19 protein-coding genes and 1 riboswitch are annotated in these 23,072 nt (G+C 35.5%); of the genes, 14 read left to right on the top strand and 5 right to left on the bottom strand.

Annotated elements, in window-relative coordinates; genetic code table 11:
- Positions 1-17: 17 nt before the first annotated feature.
- Both LKL37_RS13660 and LKL37_RS13655 read right to left on the bottom strand, forming a co-directional pair.
- Positions 18-1,844, bottom strand: coding sequence for a TonB-dependent receptor plug domain-containing protein (locus LKL37_RS13660; protein ID WP_431611094.1), 1,827 nt, complete (start codon positions 1,842-1,844; stop codon positions 18-20).
- A gap of 33 nt (positions 1,845-1,877) precedes the next feature.
- Positions 1,878-2,054, bottom strand: a riboswitch (cobalamin riboswitch).
- Positions 2,055-2,190: 136 nt separating this feature from the next.
- Positions 2,191-3,504, bottom strand: a complete 1,314-nt coding sequence (locus tag LKL37_RS13655) for a T9SS type A sorting domain-containing protein (protein ID WP_431611093.1) — start codon at positions 3,502-3,504, stop codon at positions 2,191-2,193.
- A 154-nt stretch (positions 3,505-3,658) separates the two neighbouring features.
- Between LKL37_RS13655 and LKL37_RS13650 the strand changes: the two genes are divergently transcribed.
- Positions 3,659-5,287 (top strand): helix-turn-helix domain-containing protein, encoded by a 1,629-nt coding sequence (locus LKL37_RS13650; RefSeq protein ID WP_431611092.1) that lies wholly within the window; start codon positions 3,659-3,661, stop codon positions 5,285-5,287.
- Positions 5,284-6,417 (top strand): tetratricopeptide repeat protein, encoded by a 1,134-nt coding sequence (locus LKL37_RS13645; RefSeq protein WP_431611091.1) that lies wholly within the window; start codon positions 5,284-5,286, stop codon positions 6,415-6,417. Before LKL37_RS13650 ends, LKL37_RS13645 begins: the two co-directional genes overlap by 4 nt.
- A 238-nt stretch (positions 6,418-6,655) precedes the next feature.
- Here the strand turns inward: LKL37_RS13645 and pafA are convergent, their stop codons facing one another.
- Entirely contained in the window at positions 6,656-8,302 is a 1,647-nt protein-coding gene (gene pafA, locus LKL37_RS13640; RefSeq protein ID WP_431611090.1) for an alkaline phosphatase PafA, read from the bottom strand.
- A 103-nt stretch (positions 8,303-8,405) separates the two neighbouring features.
- Here pafA and LKL37_RS13635 point away from each other — a divergent pair, with 103 nt between their 5' ends.
- From LKL37_RS13635 to LKL37_RS13585, 11 genes are all read left to right on the top strand, one after another.
- A complete protein-coding gene (locus LKL37_RS13635) occupies positions 8,406-9,191 on the top strand; it encodes a hypothetical protein (RefSeq protein ID WP_431611089.1) in 786 nt (261 codons plus the stop codon).
- 20 nt (positions 9,192-9,211) lie between these two features.
- Positions 9,212-9,604 carry a VOC family protein gene (locus tag LKL37_RS13630; protein ID WP_105701798.1) on the top strand — a complete coding sequence of 131 codons (393 nt, stop codon included), beginning with the start codon at positions 9,212-9,214 and terminating at the stop codon, positions 9,602-9,604.
- A gap of 16 nt (positions 9,605-9,620) precedes the next feature.
- Positions 9,621-10,157, top strand: a complete 537-nt coding sequence (locus LKL37_RS13625; protein WP_431611088.1) for a GNAT family N-acetyltransferase — start codon at positions 9,621-9,623, stop codon at positions 10,155-10,157.
- Between the two features lie 115 nt (positions 10,158-10,272).
- On the top strand, positions 10,273-10,506 hold the full coding sequence (locus LKL37_RS13620; RefSeq protein WP_105701808.1) for a hypothetical protein: 234 nt from the start codon (positions 10,273-10,275) through the stop codon (positions 10,504-10,506).
- A gap of 323 nt (positions 10,507-10,829) precedes the next feature.
- On the top strand, positions 10,830-12,452 hold the full coding sequence (locus LKL37_RS13615) for a T9SS type A sorting domain-containing protein (RefSeq protein ID WP_431611087.1): 1,623 nt from the start codon (positions 10,830-10,832) through the stop codon (positions 12,450-12,452).
- Between the two features lie 4 nt (positions 12,453-12,456).
- On the top strand, positions 12,457-15,261 hold the full coding sequence (locus tag LKL37_RS13610) for a hypothetical protein (RefSeq protein ID WP_431611086.1): 2,805 nt from the start codon (positions 12,457-12,459) through the stop codon (positions 15,259-15,261).
- A gap of 3 nt (positions 15,262-15,264) precedes the next feature.
- Positions 15,265-19,032: a DUF6443 domain-containing protein gene (locus LKL37_RS13605; protein ID WP_431611085.1), complete on the top strand. Its 3,768-nt coding sequence runs from the start codon at positions 15,265-15,267 to the stop codon at positions 19,030-19,032.
- Positions 19,033-19,040: 8 nt separating this feature from the next.
- Entirely contained in the window at positions 19,041-19,406 is a 366-nt protein-coding gene (locus LKL37_RS13600; protein WP_431611084.1) for a hypothetical protein, read from the top strand.
- 290 nt (positions 19,407-19,696) lie between these two features.
- Positions 19,697-20,047 carry a hypothetical protein gene (locus tag LKL37_RS13595; RefSeq protein WP_431611083.1) on the top strand — a complete coding sequence of 117 codons (351 nt, stop codon included), beginning with the start codon at positions 19,697-19,699 and terminating at the stop codon, positions 20,045-20,047.
- A gap of 104 nt (positions 20,048-20,151) precedes the next feature.
- A complete protein-coding gene (locus LKL37_RS13590) occupies positions 20,152-20,484 on the top strand; it encodes a hypothetical protein (protein WP_431611082.1) in 333 nt (110 codons plus the stop codon).
- Positions 20,485-20,554: 70 nt separating this feature from the next.
- Positions 20,555-20,947, top strand: coding sequence for a hypothetical protein (locus LKL37_RS13585; protein ID WP_431611081.1), 393 nt, complete (start codon positions 20,555-20,557; stop codon positions 20,945-20,947).
- 180 nt (positions 20,948-21,127) lie between these two features.
- Here LKL37_RS13585 and LKL37_RS13580 read toward each other — a convergent pair whose 3' ends face one another.
- The gene (locus tag LKL37_RS13580; protein WP_431611080.1) at positions 21,128-21,532 is read right to left on the bottom strand and encodes a helix-turn-helix domain-containing protein; all 405 of its coding nucleotides are present in this window, start codon (positions 21,530-21,532) and stop codon (positions 21,128-21,130) included.
- Between the two features lie 426 nt (positions 21,533-21,958).
- Positions 21,959-22,081: a hypothetical protein gene (locus tag LKL37_RS13575; protein ID WP_431611079.1), complete on the bottom strand. Its 123-nt coding sequence runs from the start codon at positions 22,079-22,081 to the stop codon at positions 21,959-21,961.
- A gap of 52 nt (positions 22,082-22,133) precedes the next feature.
- On the opposite strand from LKL37_RS13575, the gene LKL37_RS13570 reads away from it, so the two are divergent.
- Positions 22,134-23,051 carry an alpha/beta fold hydrolase gene (locus tag LKL37_RS13570; RefSeq protein WP_431611078.1) on the top strand — a complete coding sequence of 306 codons (918 nt, stop codon included), beginning with the start codon at positions 22,134-22,136 and terminating at the stop codon, positions 23,049-23,051.
- Positions 23,052-23,072 lie beyond the last annotated feature (21 nt).

The raw sequence follows: 23,072 nt of genomic DNA, 5'->3' as shown, positions 1-23,072 counted from the left end.
TTATTCAATTTTAATTTTTAAAAATTTATTGCTGCATACACGCTATAATTTCTTTTGGGTAAAGGATAAAAAGAAACTGTTTTATAGTAAGTATCCGTAAGATTATTCACTTTAAACCCTAGGGTATATTTTTTTGCCAACGTTGCAGAAACACCCATATTTAAAAGAAAATAAGGATCTATTGCATCTGATCTCTTTTCATCACTTGTGGTATAGGTAACCCCATTCAACAGTGCCTGAGCAAAAAATTTAAAGAAGCCATATTCATAATCTACATTCACATTTCCTCTGTGCATAGGAACGTAAGGTCTCTGCATCTTCGTTTCTTTGTCAATAGATTTTGCGTAGTAATACCCTGCATTCGCACGGATTTTATGATTTCCCAGCTGCTTGCTGAAAGACAACTGAGATTCTAGTCCGTAAGATTCTGATTTATTGACATTGAATGCCTGCCAGTAGCCTAAAGCAGTCGGAAGCCATACAATAAGATCGGTCACATTCATATAGTAAGGAGACAAGGTAAGTCTGAAATCTCCCACTTTAAATTCGTTCGTCATATCAACCTGCGTAGAAGTTTCCGGTCTCAGATCTTTATTTCCTCCCGGTTCATAATAAATATCATTGAAGGACGGATATCTGAAGTTTTTTGAAACATTAACGCTTACATCATACCATTTTGCAGCGCTCCATTTTCCAGAGAATGAGTACATAAACGGTGATTTCACATCTTCTACAAAATCTTTCTTGAATCCACCTTCAAAACGCAGGTCTTTCGTCGCAAAATACCTCAACAATCCTGATATTGAGCCAACATTTCTGCTGACACTGGATATTCCGCTTTGGTATCCTTCTCCTTTATTGACCTGAAATTCTCCGATGATATTAAAATTCCATTTTGAATTCAGGAAATAATTGAAATCATTTTTAAAGATATAATTCTTACCGGTTCCTCCGCTTGATTTAGGCTGGCTTAACGAGCCAAAATACTGGAAATTTTCTTCCGTATAAGCTGCTTTAAGGGAATTACTGAACTTCGCTTTGTTCCAGTCCCAGGAAAGAAGGCTTCTTACACTTTGAGTCTTATATTTCGTTTTTGTTCCTGTTTCTTCATACACGGGATAGTGCTGTGAAGAATCAAAAAACTGGCTTTGCCACGAAATTTTATGATCATTTGTTATTTTATAGGATGTTCCTACATTGAACGTTGTATTGTAATAATTTCCGTTTCTGTTGATGTAATTCAGATCACTTACTTCATAATTATTTTCACTTACAGAATAATTTCCTGAAGCTTTAAAACTGAACTTATCATTGCTGTAAGAACCTTTTACAAAATTATTATAGGTATTAAATGAAGCGACTTCTGAAAATAAGGAACCGTGGAACCCTTTATTAAAATCAAGGGTATTATTCAGGTGGATACTTCCCCCGATAGCACCGCTTCCATAGATTACACTTCCTCCACCAGCTTTTATTCCAATCTGATCGTAGCCAAACAAAGCAATATTATTGATATCTCCCTGCCCCAAAAAATTGGAGTTGATATTAATTCCGTTCCACACAAAAGCAGTCTGCTGCGCGGTAGTTCCTCTGAAAGATGGTGAAGAAACAGCACCACGGCCATTTTCTTTAATATAGACCTGTGACTGAAATCTTAGGAGCTCTGAAAGATTGCTGGAGTTTTTCTCGGCATCTTCTGCCGAAATTGTTTTTACGGGATGAAAAAGCTTCACCCTGTTCATCTGATTGTCGAAGACAAAAATAGTATCTATAGCTTTCTCTTGTCCAAAAAGAAAACAGCCATATGATGAAAAAAGCAGTACTAAAGATCTTTTTATATCCATACTTTTTTACTTTTCCTCCGAAAGCAATAGGTTTTTATAATTATAATCCTGGCAGGTCTCCTGACTTTCGCATTCTGCTCCTTCCCGTTTTAAACAGTGGTTTTTTGCAGAAACTTTTATTGCGATTTACAGTTGCGGGGACAGTCCGGGAGTTACACCCGATTCCCTTTTCATTCCAAAATACTGGAAACCAAAATTTTTGCAAAGATAGTTTTTTATATGTATTCGCCAAAAAACCAGCCTACGCTTAAAAAAACCTATCTTTTTAATTCAGCAGATAAAAAAGAACAGCCGCTTTCAATATTGAAAACGGCCATTCATCCCACTACTTTACTATTTATATATGTTATTTTTTAATAAACTTATAGTTCTCCTGCTTTCCTCCTTTCACAGAATATTGCAGAATATAATCTCCTTTTGACAAGGATGAAACATCAATCTGCCCTTCTACAGTATTGAATGTTTTCACCCTTTGTCCAACCAAATTATAAACTTCAGCTTTCTCTATTCTTCCTGTTCCTTTAAAATATAATATATCAGCTACCGGATTAGGATAAATACCGATATTATCTTTCTCTTTTACAGCATCGTTCACTGATAAAAACGCTGTAATATCCAGATAGAAAGCGATCATTTGACCTGAGGCATTCGTCCCTGTTCCGGCAATTTTCTTTCCGTCTTGTGAAATGGCCAAAGGAAGCCCCATTGTTACTCCATTGGTTGCAATTCCTAAGGATACGGCATAATCATTCAGATTAATCCTTCCGGTAGATGAATTCCAGATAAAGCCTTCTCCCGACATAGGAGGAGCTCCGAATGCTCTGTAAAATCCAATCACCGTTTTCCCGTCCGCCGAAATTCCTGTTGCTCCTCCTTTGAAACTGAACGAAGCATTAGGATGCGTTATATAAGTAAGTCCACTCACAGCATTCCATACATAGGGATTAGGATTTGCTGCTCCTATGATGGTATTTCCGTCTGCAGAAATTCCGCCTGCTTCTCCTACATTATTTCCGTTATTATCTGTGATAAAACTTTCTACTCCGTCCTGCCATTTTGCACCGCTTCTGATACCTGTCGGTTCATCCTGCCAACCCACAATTACTGTTCCTGCCGCATTGATGGCATTGGCTCTGGAACTGCGTCCGGGAACCATACTTCCCAAATCTACCATTCCGCTGGCTTCATCCCATTTTACAGCGTGTGCATTTGCTGCGGTAAGAAAGCCCAGACCTACAATAGTATTTCCATTGGTAGTCATTCCCCAGGTAGAACTTACACTTCCGTCCCATCCGGTAGGAACAAGCCCGCCTCTGTTTACCCAGGTAGAACTTGCTACATCATAAGTTGATATTTCATTGAATCCCGTTGCTGCATTGGTAACGGAAGAAGAGATTTTGGTTCCGTCATTCGAAACAATTGTTCTTCCGGAAGCCGGATATCCATTTGATATTGAACCTATCTGTACAAGTCCTCCGGCAGCATCCCATTTGTAAACTCCTCCGGCACTTGTATGCATACTTACCACTCCATTATCCGAAACTGCTCCTACATTATAATTTCCTAAACCTATTACAGTAAGCTGAGCTTCCGCAAAACTAAAATTCAGGAAAAAATAAGCGGTCAATATTTTCATTGACATTCTGTAAAAATTTTTCATATTTTATTATATTTAGCGTTTCGAATTGGTGAAAACAATATTAATACAATATTCACCCTGCTAAAAGAAATAGACTTTCATAATTCGTGAATTTCAAAAGAATTTAATTTTTAAAACACTAATAAACAATAACATAAGAATAAACGTTTTGAATATGGATTTTACCGGAACTATTCAAAAAAACACAAAAAACAAATTATTTACTTATCAATTATTTCACCATAACAGAAGAATCCTACTGTTTGTTTTCATTTTCGGCTCTCTTTTTATCAGTGGGCAGTCTGGCCCGGACTTTACTATTTTAGCCGATAAGGCATTTCTGAAACTCTATCAGAACTCTGATGAATGTATAAGTTATACTCAGGGAATTCTCGTGAGTGATCAGAATACGGAACATAAAATGGTTCTCCAAAACATCATTTCACAAGCCTATGCCATGAAGGGTGATTATGTACAATCAGTGAATATTTTTGCTCAAAATGAAGATACTGATCAGAAAACCGGACTTTCTTATTTCATGCAGATATTCAGTGGTTATAATCTTGCGGATCAATATCAAAACTTAGGTTTGTATAATCAGTCCAAAAGAATCATCAGTAATCTTCTATCTGATCAGAAACTTCTTAAAAGCACTGATCCGGCTTTGAGAATTACCACTGCAAAATTGTACCAACTTCAGGCTTTGAATTCAGGGATCAACAGAGATTATCCTACAGCATTACAAAATCTGGATAAAAGCAATCAATACCTCAGCGATCATAATGAAGAGAACAAAATTTTAAAAATAGAAAACAAAATTTTCCGGGCTTCTTATCTGTTGAAACAAAATAAACTAACGGAATATAAAACACTTATAGACAATATCATTTCAGATCTTGAACATTGGAAAAGCAAACCTTTTCTTCTAGGATTGGCTTACGAAAATATTTCCCAATATTATTTTCTGAAACAGGATTATACAACAGCCATTGAAAAGCTGGAAACCGGACTTACATTAGTTGAAAACCTGCCTTTTAACAATTTAAAAATTAAAATTTACGAATCTCTATCCCGCAACTATTACGCGGTTCATAATGATGAAAAATACCATCAGTACAATAAACTTCACAATGATTTAAAAGCAAAAACGGATTCAAGTTCGAAAGAAGGCATACGATACCTTGTAAAACTTGTTGAAACCAATCAAAATAAAAATATTGAATTCCAAAAACATATGCTGACCAGATCTACCTGGTTTTTGGCTCTCTTTTTATCATTGATTGTTATAGGTCTGTTTATTTATTTTCTAATAATTAAAAGCAAAAATAAAGACTTAAAAAAGCAGTTTGACTTTTTTGAAAAACAGATCGGACAGAAATCCCAACCCATCACATTAAACAAAACGAATGCTGCAACAAAAGATTCCGGCTCTACAAAGATATCAAGGGAAAAAGAGGATGAAATTCTCCAGAAGCTTGAAGAATTTGAAAAATCCGACCGATATCTGAATAAAAACATGTCTCTTTCTTTACTCTCTTCTCAAATGGAAATTAATACAAAATATCTTTCGGAAGTGATCAACAATAAGGAGAAAAATTTTAACGGATATATCAACAAACTCAGGATCAATCATATTGTACAGCTATTAAGAGAGGATTCTACTTTTCTTAATTATAAAGTGAGTTATCTCGCAGAATATTCCGGTTTTTCGTCGCACAGCGCATTTACAACTGTTTTCAAATCTGTTACCGGAATGTCTCCCAATGTTTATATTCAGGAAATCAGTAAAACTAAAGCCGTATGAAACCATTTTTAAAGATAGTATCCTTATTCTTTTTATTCTTTTGTATTTTCACGAAAGCCCAAAAGACACCAGATAGTGTCTTAATAAAAAAAGCTAAACTCGAAATTTATGACAATCCTGATAAGGCCATTAAAATAGGAGAACAGTTATTGAAAAATTCTCCTGATGTAAAGACCTCTATTAATCTTTATATGCTTCTTTCCACGGCCAATATTGCAAAAAGAAACTTTGAAGAATCTTTACAATATATTTTAAAAGCGAAAGAACTTTCCCAGAAAACCAATGATCCTAAAAGTCAGGCCGGAGTTCTTATTTCAGTGGCTATCCAGTATCAGCAAATGGAACTTTTCAGCAAATGTCTTGAAACTCTGAATGAAGCAGATCAGTATATCGCAAGAATTCCGGAGAAGAATCCCGAAAAATACATTGAAACCGCTGCAAGCCATGCAATAAGAGGAATGGTCTATAAAAGCCAGTCTAATTCAGAAATTGCTTTGGAAAAATTTCTGATTTCAATACAAAATTATGATAAAGTCCCGGTTAAGAAAACCACCTATTCCAATATGAGTGTGGTGTACTACAATATAGGCTATTGTTATCTTAATCTCAATCAAATTGATAAGGCACAGGAAGCTTTTTCACAGTCTATCAACTATGCCAGAAAGAATTATGCTAAAAGTCTGGAAGCATTTGCCTTGAAAGGAATTTCTGAAATACACAAACAAAGACATGAAAATCAATCTGCCATAAACCTATTATTAAAAGCTGAAAACCTTTGTAAAAACACGGGAGATATCATCCTGAATGAAGGACTTTACAAAGAACTGGCTGAAAATTATCTTGCGATGGGACAGCAGAAGCTCTATCAGCAGTATAATAAAAAGTCCTTAGAAATGCGCTTTAAAAGAAAGCAGAATGAACTGAAATCCATTAATCAGGTAATTGATAACCATAATAAAGAAACCGCTTTAAAAAGTGAAAAGCTGAAGTCTTATTATCGCTACATTAAAATGGGTGCAGTACTGCTGGGATGTATTTTGATCGTTATTCTTTTATATTTTATTGTCAAAATAAAAAAACAGAATAAAAAGTTTCATAAAGAGATTCAGCAAATGATACGAAACCAATAAGCTTTGAAAACAAAAAACATCCCAAATTGGGATGTTTTTTTTATACTAGATCCGTTTAAACTTATCAAAAAAATATTTATTAAACCATTAAGGATAATTTAAGAAATAAAGTATAGTTAAGATAAATCATTCTGATTTTTAAGCTTAAAACGGAGCTTATCTTAATACTCTTAACACCTTAATACAATCTTAATGGTTCCAAAAATTTTTAAACAGAGTTTTGTTCTATAATCTTTAATTATCTGCCAATAACTTCCGTAATTGGGTTTCCAACGTTTCCGCTTGGGAACTGAATTTTCAATAAAGAAGATACTGTAGGTGCAATATCTGTCATGTGATATTCTTTGTTGCTTTCTCCTTGTTTTACTCCCCACCCCATAAAGATTAATGGAATATGAGAATCATAAGAGTTCCAAACGCTGTGTGTAGTTCCTGTTTTAGAATATGGAGGAAGCATAGAATCGTGAGAAATTAACTGGATATCTCCACTTCTCTGTCTGTTGATTCCATTAATAATTCTTTGTTTGATGGGCTCTGGAATGCTTGACTCCTGCACTTTGTCTACAGAAACAGCATATAAAACAGTAGGATCTTTTTCAATTTCTTTTACAGCAAAGTTTCTTACATCATCCAATTCAAGCTTACTGTCTGCCAACACTTTTCTATCGAAATAAATCTGATAGTTATCAATAGCATTGATCAATTTATCAGCTCCAAATTTCTCTTTCAGCTTCTGGCTCAGATTCTTTTCTGCATCTTCACCGAAGAAACCTGTCGGGATTTTATGTTCTTTAAGGAATCCTACAGAATGTGCTCCTCCATGGTCCGCAGAAAGGAAAACAGTATATTCACCTTTTCCTACTTTTGAATCCAGGTATTTGAAGAATTCTGCTAAATCCTGATCTAATCTGATGTAAACATCCTCTACTTCAATAGAATTCGGTCCGAATTTATGCCCGGCATAATCTGTAGATGCTAGGTTGATGGCTAAGAAGTCTGTAATATTATCTCCACCCAGTTTTTCACCTTCTACAGAAGCTTCTGCCAACTTTAATGTTAGTGTATTTCCGAAAGGCGTATAACGGATATTGTCTTTTTTAGTCTGATAATCCTTTGCTAAATTGCTATAAGGGAAAGTAGGTGTTTTTGCACTTCCCAAGAGACCTTCCCAGGAGGAATTGTCCGGTGCACTTTCTGTATATTCGTTGATCGGAAGTAAAGTATTCCAACCGTTGGCTACTAGTTTTTCAGGAAGATTCTGAGAATTAAATGATTTTACCCACTGAGGAAGGTCATTCATATACCATGTACTGGTAATGAAATTTCCTGTACTGTCATCAAACCAGAAAGCTCCGTTTGGAGTGTGTCCTGCAGGAAGAATAGATGCACGGTCTTTCAAAGAAACCCCTACTACTTTCCCCTGGAAGTTGGTTGCCAGTCTCAATTCGTCAGTTACTGTGGTCGACCAAAGGTTTTTCGGAGAGTGGCTTCCGATTTTTGTATTGGTAGTTCCTACGGGCTGAACGCTTTCATCCGCAGTACAGTACACTCCTTTTCCCGTTTCTTTATCTGTCCAGTCATTTCCTGCAATCCCGTGAATAGCCGGAACCGATCCTGTATAAATACAAGTATGTCCCAAAGCAGTAATAGTAGGTACATAAGGAATATGTACATTATTCAAAGAATATCCTGTATTCAAAAGTCTTTTGAAACCATCATTCCCATACTTACTATAAAAACGGTACAAATAGTCCCAACGCATCTGGTCTACTACCAGGCCTACAACTAATTTGGGTCTTTCCAGTTGGGTATTTCTGTTCTTCTGCGCATTGATTGTAACTACGGACAATAAAGTAGCTGCCGCAATTGAAATGTTCCTAAGCATCCAAGTAAATTTTTATTGCCAACAAATTTAAGGGTTTTGAAAGTTTTGGAGTGTGAAATTTTATTTAATTTTGATTATTCTACAATTCATCAATCAATCTGCTATGATTCTAGGCGTATACTGGTATTTTAAATTTCCGGATCAATTATATGACTTTCAGTTTTTCAAGTTTTATCCGGGGTTTGGTGGGCATGCCGATAATCCTGCTGAGCTGGCTGCAAGAATTCAAATTGAAAATAAAGATAGTTTTCTTGAAAAGCTGGAAGAACTTAAAACTCATTGTAAAGAAACCTATTTACATATAGATATCAATGAAAACCAACTGATCATCAATATTGAAGACTATATGCTTTTTGATTTTCATTTTCAATTTGCCTTAGAGATCGAAAAGCTTATGATCCGTGAAAATGCAGTATTAGTAGATTCAAGCCTTCCTTTTGCCATTCAATCCAGCAAAAACTATAGTCCGGAAAAAGAAGAATTCAAAAGTATTGAGCATCGTTTTATTCAAATGGTAAGTTCTGATTTCAGGAAAAGCAATGCTGAAAACTATTCTGTCAGAATTGATTGTAACTTACCTTTAAAAAATAAAAAAGAGTTAATTAATGACCTGGCGCAGATCTGCAGAGAAGAAAACATCCATGTATTTTACTATAATGATTTCGAATTTAAAGACCATTGTAATCTCATGCTTTTTTTCAGTAATGGCAGACAGAAGAAAGATTCTGTTCAAAAGGTGAATATCAATTCTTTTGGAACTAAAGTAAGGCAGCTCACTCAGAAATATCCTCTTCATTTTAGCCATCTCGGAACCTTCAAAGAGTATCCTTTACAGGGTCCCAATGTAGAACTGATGTTGGATGAAGAATATATTGTAAACAAAAAATAAACCCCTTTTAATTGAATATTATGATCAAATTCAAATATGTTATTCTGTATGTGGAAGATGTAGAGCAATCCATGAATTTTTATAAAAACACTTTCGATTCCGAAATAAAATTCATCACCCCTGAAAAGGATTATGGTGAACTGCTGACCGGAGAAACGAGCCTGTCATTCGCCTCTGTCAGTCTTGCAAATTCCAATATAAAAAAAGGATTTATAACAGCAAAAACACAAGACCAGCCTTTCGGAATAGAACTGGGATTTACCACAGATAATGTAGAAGCTTTGGTAGAAAAAGCAATTAAAAACGGAGCTGTTCTTTATGAAAATATTGCAGTAAAACCATGGGGACAGAAAACAGCTTATATCAAAGATCCCAACAATTATCTGGTAGAAATCTGTACAGAAATTCAATAACCTTAAAATATATAATGTGGAAATAAGAAAACTACAAAAATTGTCTTCTAACCCAAGTGTAAACTGGGGACTTAATGGCTATACAACAGAAATTATCTATTCGGTTTCCTCTATTGAATTTGGAGGGTCTTTTGAATTCATTTTAAAGGAAAAGTCTTTACCTTATACCAAAATCTGGGAAACAACTTCTGAAGAGCTTGAGGAACTCAATAGGATCATTGAACAGGGAAACTCTTTCGGTGCTTATGTGAATGAAGAGCTTGCAGGCTGGATCATCTGTGAACACAGAACCTGGAACAACAGTTTTTATATTGAAAATATCCTGATCGATGAAAAACACAGACGAGAGGGAATCGGTATTATGCTGATTAAAAATGCCATTAAAGAAGCCAGAAGATTAAGCTGCAGGGTTATTGAACTGGAGACCCAAAACACCAACTACCCTGCCATACAATTTTACAGAAGAATGGGATTCAATATTACCGGACTGAATACAAGGCTTTACAATAATTCAGAGGAACTCGCTCTTTTTATGACCTTAGATATGGAATAAATTAATAATAAAATAAGTATTATAATAAACTCATCTACTCTTTATCAATTAGAACACTTGCTGGTGTGCTAATTTTTCTATACATTAGTAATCAACAAATTAAAACATGATTACTATGAAAAATTTAAAAAAGCTAAAAAGAAATCAGCTAGTCCTGATCAGTGGTGGTGACACTCCGTACGCAGTATGTGATATGGATGGAAATTGTCCGCCAACTATAGGTTCTTATTATTGCAGTGACGGTACCTGTTACAGAGTTTCCGGCGGTGGTGGCGGCAACCCGGGATGTAATGAACCTATGCGTCTGTGCCAGGAATGGGAAACGGGCTGTGGGTGCGTTTATATGTAAAAAATATTTGTTAGATAAAATTTTGTTGAGGGCGGTTTTTACCGCTCTTTTTTATTAAATTTTAATGTAGTTTTCAATATAAGTCACCTGATCGGGTGACTTTTTTAATAATAAATATTCATAAAATAATACGACAGGTTTTGTCGTGACACATAGATAATTTTGCATTACAATAAGATAAATTTTAATATAAAATAAAGTGAATTCAATTATTAATAGTATGATTTAAAAACATACCACATTAATTCAATTTTCACGTCTTAAAAAGTGTTAAATTTGCACGGTTTTTAAAACTAATTATTAACTCAGAAAACGACATTGACATGAGAAAATTTTATCTCAGTGCATATACTATATGTGCAGCCTTGGGCATATCTGCCCAGGAAGTGGTGTGGCAGAAAGATATCAAATCCTCTACCCAGGATTTTCTAAGCCAGGTTACCACAACTATTGATCAACAATATTTGATCACAGGAAGCTCAATTCAGACCAATCAACAACAGACTTCTGCAAGTAAGCAAAACAACGGTTACGATTTTCACCTGGTAAAACTGAACCAGCAGGGAGAAGAAGTCTGGGAAAAATACTTCTCCGGACAGAATCATGATTATTTATCTGCAACAGTTACCACTCAAGATGGCGGATTTCTTTTAGCAGGAACCTCTTACTCAGGAAAAGGACTGGATAAAAAAGAGGATTCCAAAGGAGGATCAGATATCTGGCTGATCAGAATCAATGAATTTGGTGATGAATTATGGCAGAAAACCTTGGGAAGTTCTTCTGATGAAGAAGCAAGAGCTGTTATTCAAACAACAGATTTAGGATTTTTCGTCGCGGGTAATATACAGAACTCTTCAAAAGGCTATGGTTCCAAAGATGTCTGGATTACAAGATTAGATAAAGACGGAAAAGAATTATCACAATTAATTTTAGGTGGAAAAGGTTTAGATGAAGTGGAGAAAATGATTCCAACTCGTGATGGTGGAGCATTACTAGGTATTTATTCCAGAAGTACATCTGTTAAAACAAATAATCAGCAATCAACGATCAATACAAATACTCCGTCTGAAAGAACTGCAACCCATAACCTACTATCTGCAACCTCAAAGCAAACTGAAAACTTCGGTGAAGGCGACTATTGGATTGTCAAGTTAGACAAAACCGGAAAAGTTGAATGGGAAAAGAATTTTGGAGGAAAAGGAGATGATCATATCAGAACCCTGGCTTTAACTTCAAACGGCTTTATCATTGGTGGAGAATCAAGATCAGAAAGATCAGGAAACAAAACTGTAGGCATTGAAGAAGGAACAGATCTTTGGCTGATTTCTTTAAACGAAAGAGGGGATGAGCAGTGGCAGAAATCCTACAATTTCAAAAACCGTGATATTTTGATGGGAATGAGCGTTCTACATTCTGCAGATAATAAATCATCCAAAGGAATTTTGTTGGGAGGCTATACTCAAGCTGAAGGAAGAATCCAAACTGATGATGAAACTTTCTGGATGCTTTATCTTGATCAGAATGGAAATGAACAGTGGAGAAAACATGTAAAAGGAGAATCCAGAAAGAAGGAAGAAAGACTTTCTGATTTAAAGCTTAACAGAGATGGTTCAATTGTTCTGGCCGGAACCAGTGCAGAAGAGCTGGGCAAAGAAAACTGGAAGATTGTAAAGCTGGGCGACAAACAGGTTGATCAGTTAATTGAAAAGTATGATATCAAAATCTATCCAAATCCAGTATCAGATTATGCTTATGTTGAAATTGGTTTTGATTTTAAAGAAGCTGATATTCTGTTGTACGACATGAGCGGAAGACAGCTTCAAAGTATTAAAACCAAAAACAGAGTGACTAAGATTAATACCCAGGCTTTGGTTCAGGGAGCTTATCTGGTTGCGATAAAAACTGATACTAACAAAACAGCGAATGCCAAATTAATTAAGAAATAACATCATGAGAAAAAAACATAAGATTATAGTATTCCTGCTTACATTTTGTTCAGGATTATTATTCTCACAAGGTGCATCAGGCGAAAGTTTCACCTCGGCACCTTCTGCAGCATCAATGTCTAGTTTCATCAATGCTCCTATATCATTATCCACAGGGGTTCCGGACATTAATATTCCTTTCTTTGCACTAGCTACTCATAACCCTGGAATAGGGGTTAACGTAGGAATATCTTACCACCCCGGCAATGCAGGTAAAACAAGCAAAGCTTCTGATGTCGGGTTAGGTTGGTCTTTGTATGGGACAAGCTGTCTTATTTACAGATCAATAAACCAATATAATAGTATACCTACCGATATTTATTATTATTCCTTTATGGGATTTAATGGTAAGTTTTTGTTAAAAGCTAATGCTTCGGGACAAAAAGAAATTACTTATATCACTCATACCAATCTGGATCTTACTTATAATCAAGCAGAAGATACTTTTAAAGTTGTTGATCCATCAGGAAATACTTATTTTTTTAATAATAAAGATCAGAATATTTTTAAAAAGAATAATAACTCTACCTCGTATGTGTCAGCTTATTATCTTACTAAAATAAAGGATGTTTATCAGAATGAACCACTACTTTTCACATACATTGAGGATAGCTATGTACCTAACGATCAGACTCTCACTATGAAAAGTTTGAAAATCAGCAAAGTAACTTCACCAGATTTTGGTTCCATTGAATTCAGCTATAATTTTAATGAGGCTCTTCGAAAGAAATTAACAGACCCTTATCAGCTTCAAACCGTAGCCTTGAAAAACAAAGCCGGAAAAGTGATTCAGAAATATACCCTGCAAAGTGAGGATAGCGGATTTACTTATACTGAACCTTTACTATCCTCATGTACAGCGGAGGCAGTGCCTGATGGTTTCTATGACAGAAGAATGCTTCATTCAGTTCAAAAATATGGAACATCTACGCAATTTGAAAAAACAAGTTTTGAATATAACAACAGTTCTTTTACAGGAAGCAACTGGACAGAATTTAAATGCCACTGCCTTAATGATCCTGATAGTCCAAAGTTTTTAAATGTAGGGCTTCTCAGCACCATAAAATATCCTACAGGTGGACAAACAAGGTATGAATTTGAACCCAATCAGTATGAGGTTAAAAAGACTAATATACTAGATCCCTGGACTATTTCCGGTGATCAGTACATCCGTCCGTATGAATTTATAGATCAAGATGCACAGGTTTTGGAAACTGTAGGTACTTTTAATTTTGACACTCATTTTTCAGATACTTACACCTTCAACATTCCTTCAAACCCGGACGACTCCGAGGGAGGAAGTTATCTTATGTACTGTGTAGACGTCACCGCTTACTACACCGATTCTCCGGTATGGGATCCAGGCTTGACTCCTTCTGTTGATATTGAGCTAACCTCATCAGTACTAGGAAATGATGGTAATATGAAATTTATGCCGGGAACCAATACTTTCAAAGTACTGGGAACAGGCGGCGGCGGTACTGTTACCATCAAAAGAATCAGATACAGATCTATTCCCCTTCCCAACTATACTACCGGAAATGGAGTCAGAATCAAAAAAATAGAATTTCTTGAAAATGGAATTCCTGTAGATTCTGAAACCCGTTATTACTCTTATCAGCAATTTGGCGATAATGCCAAAACAAGTGGTTATTTGGCTTGGCTGAAGGACAGTCCCGTGGTTTATAAGAATGTAAAAGAAACCATTGGTCAGAATAAAGGATATGCAAAATATTATTTTGAAACGTTGAAGGATCATCCTGAGAATATAGATCCTGAAGGAGGGTTAGCAAGTCCGGCATCTCATTACAATATCCTTGTTAATGGTCTTTTAGATAAAAAAGAAGTTTTTGATGCCAATAATACGCTGGTAACAAAAGAAGAAAATACCTATCAATTAACATCTATAGGAAATCCTTATCAACTTAATGACATAATGAATTCAGGGGGTACAGTAAAGAACTCAATTATTACCAAGCAGACCAATACCACTACTTCTTTTGTAGGACAGGATGCTATTTCTTCAACAATAGAATCCACAAGAGAAACCACAAATCTTAATATTACAGGCAAAAAAACGATTACTCCTGAAGGAGATATTCTGGAAGAAAATTATAAATATCCTAAGCCAGCTGCTATGCGTTTATTTGTAGCAGGAATCAGAGACAGGGTAATTACTACTGAATCCAAAAAAAATGGGGTTACCCTTTCTAAAACAGAAACCCGATATGATGATACCACGCACTTATATCCAACTTCTGTAATCGGATTTTTACCTGATGATCTTACCCAGTCCATTAAAAATGCCGTTAATGATATTTATGATGACAAAGGAAATCTTGTGCAGTACAGAGCATTTCCGGATGCTGCGGACTCTTCTACAGGAGGAATGCCTACTACCGTAATCTGGGGATATAACAAGACCATGCCAATTGCCAAAATAGAAGGTGCAAAGCTCTCGGACATTCCTGCTGCACTTATCACATCCATTGTGAATGCCTCTAACGAAGATGCTGATGCCACTCCGGCTAATGAAGCTGCAAAAGAAACAGCATTGATCAATGCACTGAATACCTTCAGAAAAGATGCTGCTCTTAAAAATTTCGTGATCACAGCCTATACTTATGACCCGATGATTGGAATGACCACTACAATTTCGCCCAATGGTATGGCCGCAAAATATCAGTATGATTCTTTCGGCAGGCTGCAGAAAGTCTTCAATAATGAAGGAATTATGGTAAAAGAATACCAATACAACAACAAAAACTAAACGATGAAAAACAATACAAACATAACCCATACAGGAAAACTGAAGATGAAAAAATATGTTTCGGTTTTCGCTTTGGCTCTTTCTATGTCTGTTTTTGCACAGACTACGACAGAGAACTATGTCTACAGCAAAGTTTCTCTATCTGAAGACGGCAGTAAAAAATCAGAAACCATACAATATTTTGATGGTTTGGGAAGACCCAAACAGACCATTCAGGTAAAATCTACTCCTTTAGGGCAGGATATTGTAATGCCGGTTACCTATGATCAGCTGGGAAGACAAACCAGAAGTATTTTACCGGTTCCAATGCCCACTTCCAACCTTGGAATACAGAATGTTTCTGAAGCCACAGCCAATACTTATTACGGAGTTCCCAACGCGTATTCCGAACAAAAACTGGAAGCTTCTCCCCTAGCGAGAGTGCTCGAAACCGCAAGCCCCGGAGCTGAGTGGGCTATGAATTCAGGTCATACCCGAAAAGCAGCCTATGAAATCAACAAAAACTCAGACAAAGTTAAGAAGTTCTCTTTTACCAACTCATGGGTCAGCGCGACAACAGTTTCATCTGTTCCTACCGTTTCTTTCTATAATGAAAAAGTATTGGTGAAAAATTCAGGAACGGATGAAGATGGTAATAAAACCATTGAATTTACCAATGGATTGGGACAAACTGTTCTGGCTAGAAAAGTTATTAGCGCTACAGAAAATGCAGATACCTATTATCTCTACAACGATTATGGGCAGCTTATCTATGTCATTTCTCCGAAAGCAGAGGCTCAGATTACCTCTAATAACAATGTTGTAACGCAGCAGATTCTGGATGATCTCTGCTATCAGTACAAATATGACAATAAAGGAAGACTCGTAGAAAAGAAACTTCCGGGAAAAGGCCTGGAATCTATGATCTATGACAGACAAAACAGATTGGTAGGAAGCCAGGATGCTGAGCTAAACCAAAAAGGACAATGGTTATATACCAAATATGACCAGTTCGGAAGAGTGGCCTTTACCGGAATCTCAGCCGGAGGAAACAGAATTTCAGAACAGGCTTTAGCCAATAATTTTGTTTCCAATAATGTTAAAAGAACCGACTTCCCATTCTTTAACCGTGAAGGTATGGATGTTTTTTACGATCCGAACCAAACCTATCCTAATGTTGTTTGGGTAAAGTTATTATCTGTAAACTACTATGACACCTATCCGCAGTATAGTTTCAATCCTTCATTCCCTTCAAATATTGCAGGAAAAACAATTATGACAGATGATCCGGCAGGAAATGTAAGCACACGAACCTTACCCGTCATGAGCCTTGTAAAGAATATAGAGGATGACAACTGGACTAAGAGTTATAGCTATTACGATACCAAAGGAAGAGCCATTGGAGGATACTCTATTAATCATTTAGGAGGTTATACCAAAACAGAATCAAACCTGGATTTTGTGGGAGTACCACTTCAGACAAAAGCCTATCACAAAAGATTAAATACCGATACGGAGAGAGTGATTACTGAAACGTTCACGTACGATAACCAAAACAGGCTGCTTACCCATACCCATCAGATAGACAGCAATACTCCGGAGATCCTGACCCAGAATAAGTATAATGAGCTTTCTCAGCTGGAATCTAAAAAAGTAGGCGGAACTTCTGCGGCTTCTCCCCTTCAGACTGTTGATTACACTTATAACATCCGAGGATGGCTTACTAAAATCAACGATCCGGCAAACCTGAACGGTAAACTTTTTGGCTATGAAATAAAATACCAGAATCCTGTTTATACCAATATTGCTTCCGGGAAATTTAATGGGAATGTAGCAGAAATAGACTGGAAGAATTCATCTGAAAATGTTTTGAAAAGATATTCTTACTCCTATGATGTTCTTAACAGACTGAAAGATGCAATCTATACAGAACCAAATGCTACCAATCCTTATAACAACAATTATAATGAGAACCTGACCTACGACCTCAACGGAAATATCGCCACGCTGAGAAGAAATGCTTTTCCGGTAACAGGAACTACCTCTACTCTTGTGGATGATCTTGCCTATCAGTATACAGGAAACCGCCTGGATAAGGTCATAGAAAGCTCATTGAATGACACAGGATATGAAGGAGGAAACAACCCTATTACTTATGATCTGAACGGAAATATGAAAGATATGCTGGATAAGGGCATTCAATCTATTGGATACAACTACCTGAATCTTTCCAATAATTATACAATTCAGCAGGGAAGTCCGTTTGGAGGATCTTCAAGCAGTATTATAGATTATCTTTACCGTGCAGATGGAACCAAACTAAGAAAAACATTTTCTACTACACCGTTTCGTGGATCAACGAGTACCAAGATGACGGATTATCTGGATGGTTTCCAATACAGCTATACTGCAGGAGGCGGAATATGTTTAACATGCAGAACCGGAAATGCTTTTGAACAGCAGGCTTATAAAGGAGTAAATGGTATTGGGCTTCCAGGACAGGGAGTGTGGAATTTAGATTTTGTTCCCACTGCAGAAGGAGTCTACAGTTTCACAGAAAACCGCTATATTTACCAATACAGGGATCATCTTGGAAATACCAGGATAAGTTTTGCAAAAAACAGCGAAGGAGCTCTTGAAGTTACAGATACCAACAATTATTATCCTTTTGGCCTCAACCATATTTCAGGAATGTTAAGTATATCCAGTTTTGGAGGTTATTACTCTTATAAATATAATGGGAAAGAACTTCAGGAAACTGGGATGTTTGATTACGGAGCAAGAATGTACATGCCGGATTTAGGCAGATGGGGCGTGATTGATCCATTAGCTGAAGCATCCAGAAGGTTTACCCCATACCATTATGGAAACAACAACCCAATAAGGTTTATAGATCCGGATGGAAGACTTACGATAGATAACCTACAGGGGGGATACAATTCAGGAAGTGCTATATTAGATTTCTTAGGTAGAACAGGTTTGACTGACGAAAGAAATATGCCATTGTATTACCGTAATGAAGGAGGTACAATGATAGAGACTAAAGCCCTGGGTAATGATGGGCAAGGTGGCGGTAGTGGACCTGCTCAAGGGCCAAAACCTAATATTTTTAATCGGATAGGTAATTTCTTTGGAAGACTGTTAGGAAGAAATAAAGGTGCAGGAATTAGCATGTTTGCACCTGGGGCTACAATTTCTAGAATTCCTACTGTTGAAGTTGGAGAAGCAACACGAATTGCAGAATTTTTTTCAACTGTAGAAGCAGCTTCAGTAGCAATTGGAGCAACAACTTTAGGAGCCGTCTTAACACCTACAATGATGAAAGATCCAGAATATAACTGGACAAGAGATTTACCCTGGAATGTACCTGTTACAGGAATAACAGATGAACCTGCTGATGAATCTAGTAATTTATATTTATACAGAAATATGAGAAATGTAAATGGTATGCCTATGGTTGGAGAAGGTCTAGATAAACTAGGCTTAAGAGATAGAGATGTTAATCTTCTTTCTAACTCTACGATGATAACACCCCTTTTCGCAAATGGTTTATCTGTTACTGTAGGCTATGGTGATGTAATACCACCTAATGTTCCTGATTTTAGCAGAGGAAAAGGAACAATTTTTAGAATACCAGCAAGCTCTTTAATGTCTTATGGTTTAGTAGGGTTACCAGTTCTGAATCCCGATGTTCCAAACTATGGACAGATTCGACCTGCGATCCCTATGAATGTAGGAACATTTAGAGCATTGATTCAAAGTACTGCCCCAGCTTGGCAACCCGTAAAATAATTAAATATATGGAAGAAAGAGATATTATCATAAGAAAAATTTTAGAAAAATTATATATTGAATTTAATCCAGAAAATCTCTCTAGACTCACTATAGATCAGTATAGAGATTTCTTCTTTTCAATATTTGAATACATAAATTTGTATAAAAATAAATATCATTTGACAGAAAAAGATTTTGTTGAATTTAGCAAGAATATACATCATAAATATAATTATGATGAATACGAAGATAACTGTTGGGAAAGAGTAGCTTTTTTTATGGACGAGCTAATATTTCGGTTTGCTACACCTCCACCCTATTTTTTTCATGCCGACTTTGAAGATTTTAAAAATAAATTAAAAAGAGATTTTACGAAAGGTAATGGACTGTAATAAAACAATTTACACTTATCTTCTCCGTTAAAGAAAGCATTCCTCCGTTGGAGCGAGCGTATCACTCGGGCCTGTGAGTAAAATACAAAAGCCACTGCAAAAAGCAGTGGCTTTTATTCTGTTTTCTAGAGAAACCAATATATTTACCAGTACATAGATCATCTTGACATACAAGTGAAAGAGTAGCTTTGACGAAGGCTGCGAACGTAGTTCAACCAGGATAAGTTTTGCAAAAAACAGCGAAGGAGCTCTTGAAGTTACAGATACCAACAATAGTAAAACGCAAGTAAATGGAAACAAGCAACTTTCAAAGAATATTGAATTTATTTAAAAAGCAAAGTGATAATTATTTATATGTAACCATATATAATTATTTAAAATCAATAGATAAATTTGAATATATTCTTATCGATAAAAATAAAGCAAATTCTATATACTCTGTAAGAAATGAAATCAATCATACTGTAAATGAAAATTTAAAAATTCAAGGCTATGATGAACTATTAAACAATCTTAATATATTTAATAGTAAAAGTGTGATTATTTCTAACTTTGATTATAACGAAAAGGATTTTACTATATTTATCAATGATAAAGAGACTCAAATATTAGGAATATTATGGCGGGATATAAACAATTAAATATAACTTCATTTTACTGGTAAAAGAACATATTATGTGCATCTTCTTCTAGTAGAATATGCTCTCCCTATCTCTCAATAATAAAACAAAATGTTACTAAAAAAATGGAAAAATTGATATATCGTAAAATACAAGAATATGATCCTCAATTAGATGATTTTGAAATCTCATATTCAAATCATCCTTTATTGTTGGATGATGTAATTATGTCTTATAAAGGAAGAAATAAACTAGCTAAAAGCGAAAGTATAAAAGAATTAACATATGAGATCTTAAATAATCTTCTTTTAATTAAAAACGAATCTGTTGAATATGTAAAATTTGTTGTTGTTGTAAGGTATAATATTACGAATAGGCTGTTTGTTTTCGCAGAAGACTATTCAAAAGTTTTTTTTGATTTTACATCTCCAAATGAAAATAATCTAGAATTGGGTTAAAGAATATAAACCAAGGGAATATTCCAACAAACTAGAGTATTGAAAATTCAATACTCTAGTTATATAAATTATGAATAAAATTAAAAATGCTTATCTATACGCTTATTATGAGTGTTATTTGCAAACACATATTTATTATAAAACACATAAAAATAAAAATTTTTACTCAATATTATCTTTGGGGTTTCCTTTATGGTTATTATTAGAATTTCCAACATTAATGATAGTAGATAAAACTATTGGACTCCCTTCAAAAGTATTCCTGTATCCAATAATAATAGGAATCGCTTTTGGATACATTTTCGTAACTTCTAAATTAATTGGTGATGACGATTTGACGGAAAAAATCAATACTTTCTATGCAAATAAAAAAATTGTAAAAGAGTCGAGAAAAATTGTGTTAATTTTTACATTTTTATGTATTGTGTTTTGGGTATTTGCAATAAAATATGATTACTATTAATTTTTGAAATTTCAAATAATATTTCAAACGTGCTGGTAATAAATTAGAGTATTGATTTTCAATACTCTAATTTTAAATATAAATATAATGGGAAAGAGCCCCCCGCTGGCTTGAGCGTCTCGCTCGTGTCCACAAAAAAACAAAACCACTGCTCCAGCAGTGGTTTTTATCTTTTATCTCTTACTTTTCAAGCAATTTTTCCAGCCTGCTCATCATTTCATCCTTTTCCTTCAGCATACGTTCATACAAAGCGATTTTTTCTTCGTGAAGTTGGATAATTTTATCTATTGGGTTGATGTTACATTTGTATTGTTCAGCATAAGCAACAGCATCATCTTGAAAAGTATTCGCTATAATATTCACAGCCTGTTCTTCATCAAAATTTTGAAAAGCTTCTACGGGAATTTTCAGTACTTCGGATATTTTTTCGAGCAGTTGGTTTTCAATGGTTTCTTTTTGTTCAAGTAAAGAAATCTTCTTTTGGTTCCAGTCTTCGCCTAAATCAAGAGCCAATGCTTCCTGCTTTATTCCCAGCATTTCTCTAAAACGTTTTACATTTCTTCCCTGATGTATTTTGTAGTCCATTCTTAATCAATTTGTGAAGATTCAAAGATAATACATTCTGTAAAGTAAAGGTTAAAAAATGTCTGGTAAAATATCCCTCTTCTACTTATTAAAGTGTTGGGAACTATTTTATAAACTGTCTTCAGCAGGTTCGGAAGTGCTCTCGGTCACTCCAGTAAGTCTCTGCAGCCACTCATTAATTTGCTGTAACCATTTCGTAAACTGTCTCCAGACACCTCATCCAGTGTCTATCGTCAGTTCATAAGTGCCTCCGGCCTTTTAGGTAACGACCTCTAGCCAGTTGTATAAGTATCTATAGCCTTAATCAAAGTGGTTAGAGACCATTATGAAATTCCCTTTAGCCTCTTATATAACCGGATATCCCCCCTTACTCAAGGGGTATATTATGTTGTGAAAGTAGCTGGTGATCGTATTTTTTGATAAACTTCAAATAAAGTATTCACCATCTCTTTCTCCCAAAGATTCTTTTAGCTTAATGAGTTTCGCTTTTACAAATTCCAGGAGATGTATCTGATGTGCTCCTAAAACTTCATTCATAGGGGTAAACATTGATTATTTGTTATTCTAGTAATAAACACCCCTTCACAATTGTTATAATAATATGAAAACAATTGCCCTCCTACTCTTTTTCTTCGTTTCCCTGACTGTAGTTTCAGCTCAGAATCACACATCTGAAAGCTTTTATGAAACCTCAGATCATGTAAAGATCAAATATAAAGTCTCCGGAAAAGGAGAAGCCTGTATTTATATTCCCGGAGGTCCCGGACAGGGATATCCATCTTTTGAATTGATGGGCGGAAACAATCTGGAAAAAAATATGCAGATGATTTATATGGATCAGCGGGGCTCAGGCGAATCCGGCACTTCTGAAAATTATCACCTTGACAAAATGATTCAGGATATTGAAGAACTGAGACAGCATCTTAAATTGAAAAAGATCTTCCTACTGGCTCATTCTTTTGGCGGAATTATAGCTGTTAATTATGCAAAAAAATATCCCCAGCATACCAAAGGACTCATTCTTGCCAATGTAACACTCCACTTCCTGAATGATGAATCTGTAAAAGAACAGATTGAATACGGAAACAGCCTTTTACAGGCAAGAAACAGAGAAATCCCTAAAGACAGTCTTTCTTCAGAACTCTCAAAAATCAGCAGTGCATTAAGAAAAAAAAGAATCGGATATAAATTCCTGACTGAAGATATCGAAACCATAAAAGAATCTGATAAAATTGATTCTCTCCATCCCCGTATCATCGACTTCGGAATGGCTGTTATCTCAAAACCTAAAGATTTTCCGGAATACTACGCCGATTATGCTCCGATCACAAAAGATATCAAAGTTCCTGTGCTTGTTATAACAGGAAAAAAAGATAAAGCAGTCGGAACTCAACATTATAAGACTTTCCGGTTTCCCAATCAAAAAGTAGTTGTTATTGATGGCGGACATCTTCTGTATTATGAGAAAAATAATGAGTTTGTGAATGCTGTAAGTCGTTTTGTGAATACCACGAGGTGATCTTGTATTGAAAATTTTATG

Origin of the sequence: Chryseobacterium sp. 'Rf worker isolate 10' (genome assembly GCF_050753305.1) — a bacterium.
Taxonomy (GTDB): domain Bacteria; phylum Bacteroidota; class Bacteroidia; order Flavobacteriales; family Weeksellaceae; genus Chryseobacterium.
Note: the sequence above shows the minus strand (reverse complement) of the source record. Positions and strands in the feature narration are given on the sequence as shown.

Bases quoted from the DNA above. Each gene is read 5' to 3' on its own strand.
- LKL37_RS13660 (WP_431611094.1), bottom strand. From the start codon at position 1,844: ATGGATATAAAAAGATCTTTAGTACTGCTTTTTTCATCATATGGCTGT.
- LKL37_RS13655 (WP_431611093.1), bottom strand. From the start codon at position 3,504: ATGAAAAATTTTTACAGAATGTCAATGAAAATATTGACCGCTTATTTT.
- LKL37_RS13650 (WP_431611092.1), top strand. From the start codon at position 3,659: ATGGATTTTACCGGAACTATTCAAAAAAACACAAAAAACAAATTATTT.
- LKL37_RS13645 (WP_431611091.1), top strand. From the start codon at position 5,284: ATGAAACCATTTTTAAAGATAGTATCCTTATTCTTTTTATTCTTTTGT.
- pafA (WP_431611090.1), bottom strand. From the start codon at position 8,302: ATGCTTAGGAACATTTCAATTGCGGCAGCTACTTTATTGTCCGTAGTT.
- LKL37_RS13635 (WP_431611089.1), top strand. From the start codon at position 8,406: ATGATTCTAGGCGTATACTGGTATTTTAAATTTCCGGATCAATTATAT.
- LKL37_RS13630 (WP_105701798.1), top strand. From the start codon at position 9,212: ATGATCAAATTCAAATATGTTATTCTGTATGTGGAAGATGTAGAGCAA.
- LKL37_RS13620 (WP_105701808.1), top strand. From the start codon at position 10,273: ATGAAAAATTTAAAAAAGCTAAAAAGAAATCAGCTAGTCCTGATCAGT.
- LKL37_RS13615 (WP_431611087.1), top strand. From the start codon at position 10,830: ATGAGAAAATTTTATCTCAGTGCATATACTATATGTGCAGCCTTGGGC.
- LKL37_RS13610 (WP_431611086.1), top strand. From the start codon at position 12,457: ATGAGAAAAAAACATAAGATTATAGTATTCCTGCTTACATTTTGTTCA.
- LKL37_RS13605 (WP_431611085.1), top strand. From the start codon at position 15,265: ATGAAAAACAATACAAACATAACCCATACAGGAAAACTGAAGATGAAA.
- LKL37_RS13600 (WP_431611084.1), top strand. From the start codon at position 19,041: ATGGAAGAAAGAGATATTATCATAAGAAAAATTTTAGAAAAATTATAT.
- LKL37_RS13595 (WP_431611083.1), top strand. From the start codon at position 19,697: ATGGAAACAAGCAACTTTCAAAGAATATTGAATTTATTTAAAAAGCAA.
- LKL37_RS13590 (WP_431611082.1), top strand. From the start codon at position 20,152: ATGGAAAAATTGATATATCGTAAAATACAAGAATATGATCCTCAATTA.
- LKL37_RS13585 (WP_431611081.1), top strand. From the start codon at position 20,555: ATGAATAAAATTAAAAATGCTTATCTATACGCTTATTATGAGTGTTAT.
- LKL37_RS13580 (WP_431611080.1), bottom strand. From the start codon at position 21,532: ATGGACTACAAAATACATCAGGGAAGAAATGTAAAACGTTTTAGAGAA.
- LKL37_RS13575 (WP_431611079.1), bottom strand. From the start codon at position 22,081: ATGTTTACCCCTATGAATGAAGTTTTAGGAGCACATCAGATACATCTC.
- LKL37_RS13570 (WP_431611078.1), top strand. From the start codon at position 22,134: ATGAAAACAATTGCCCTCCTACTCTTTTTCTTCGTTTCCCTGACTGTA.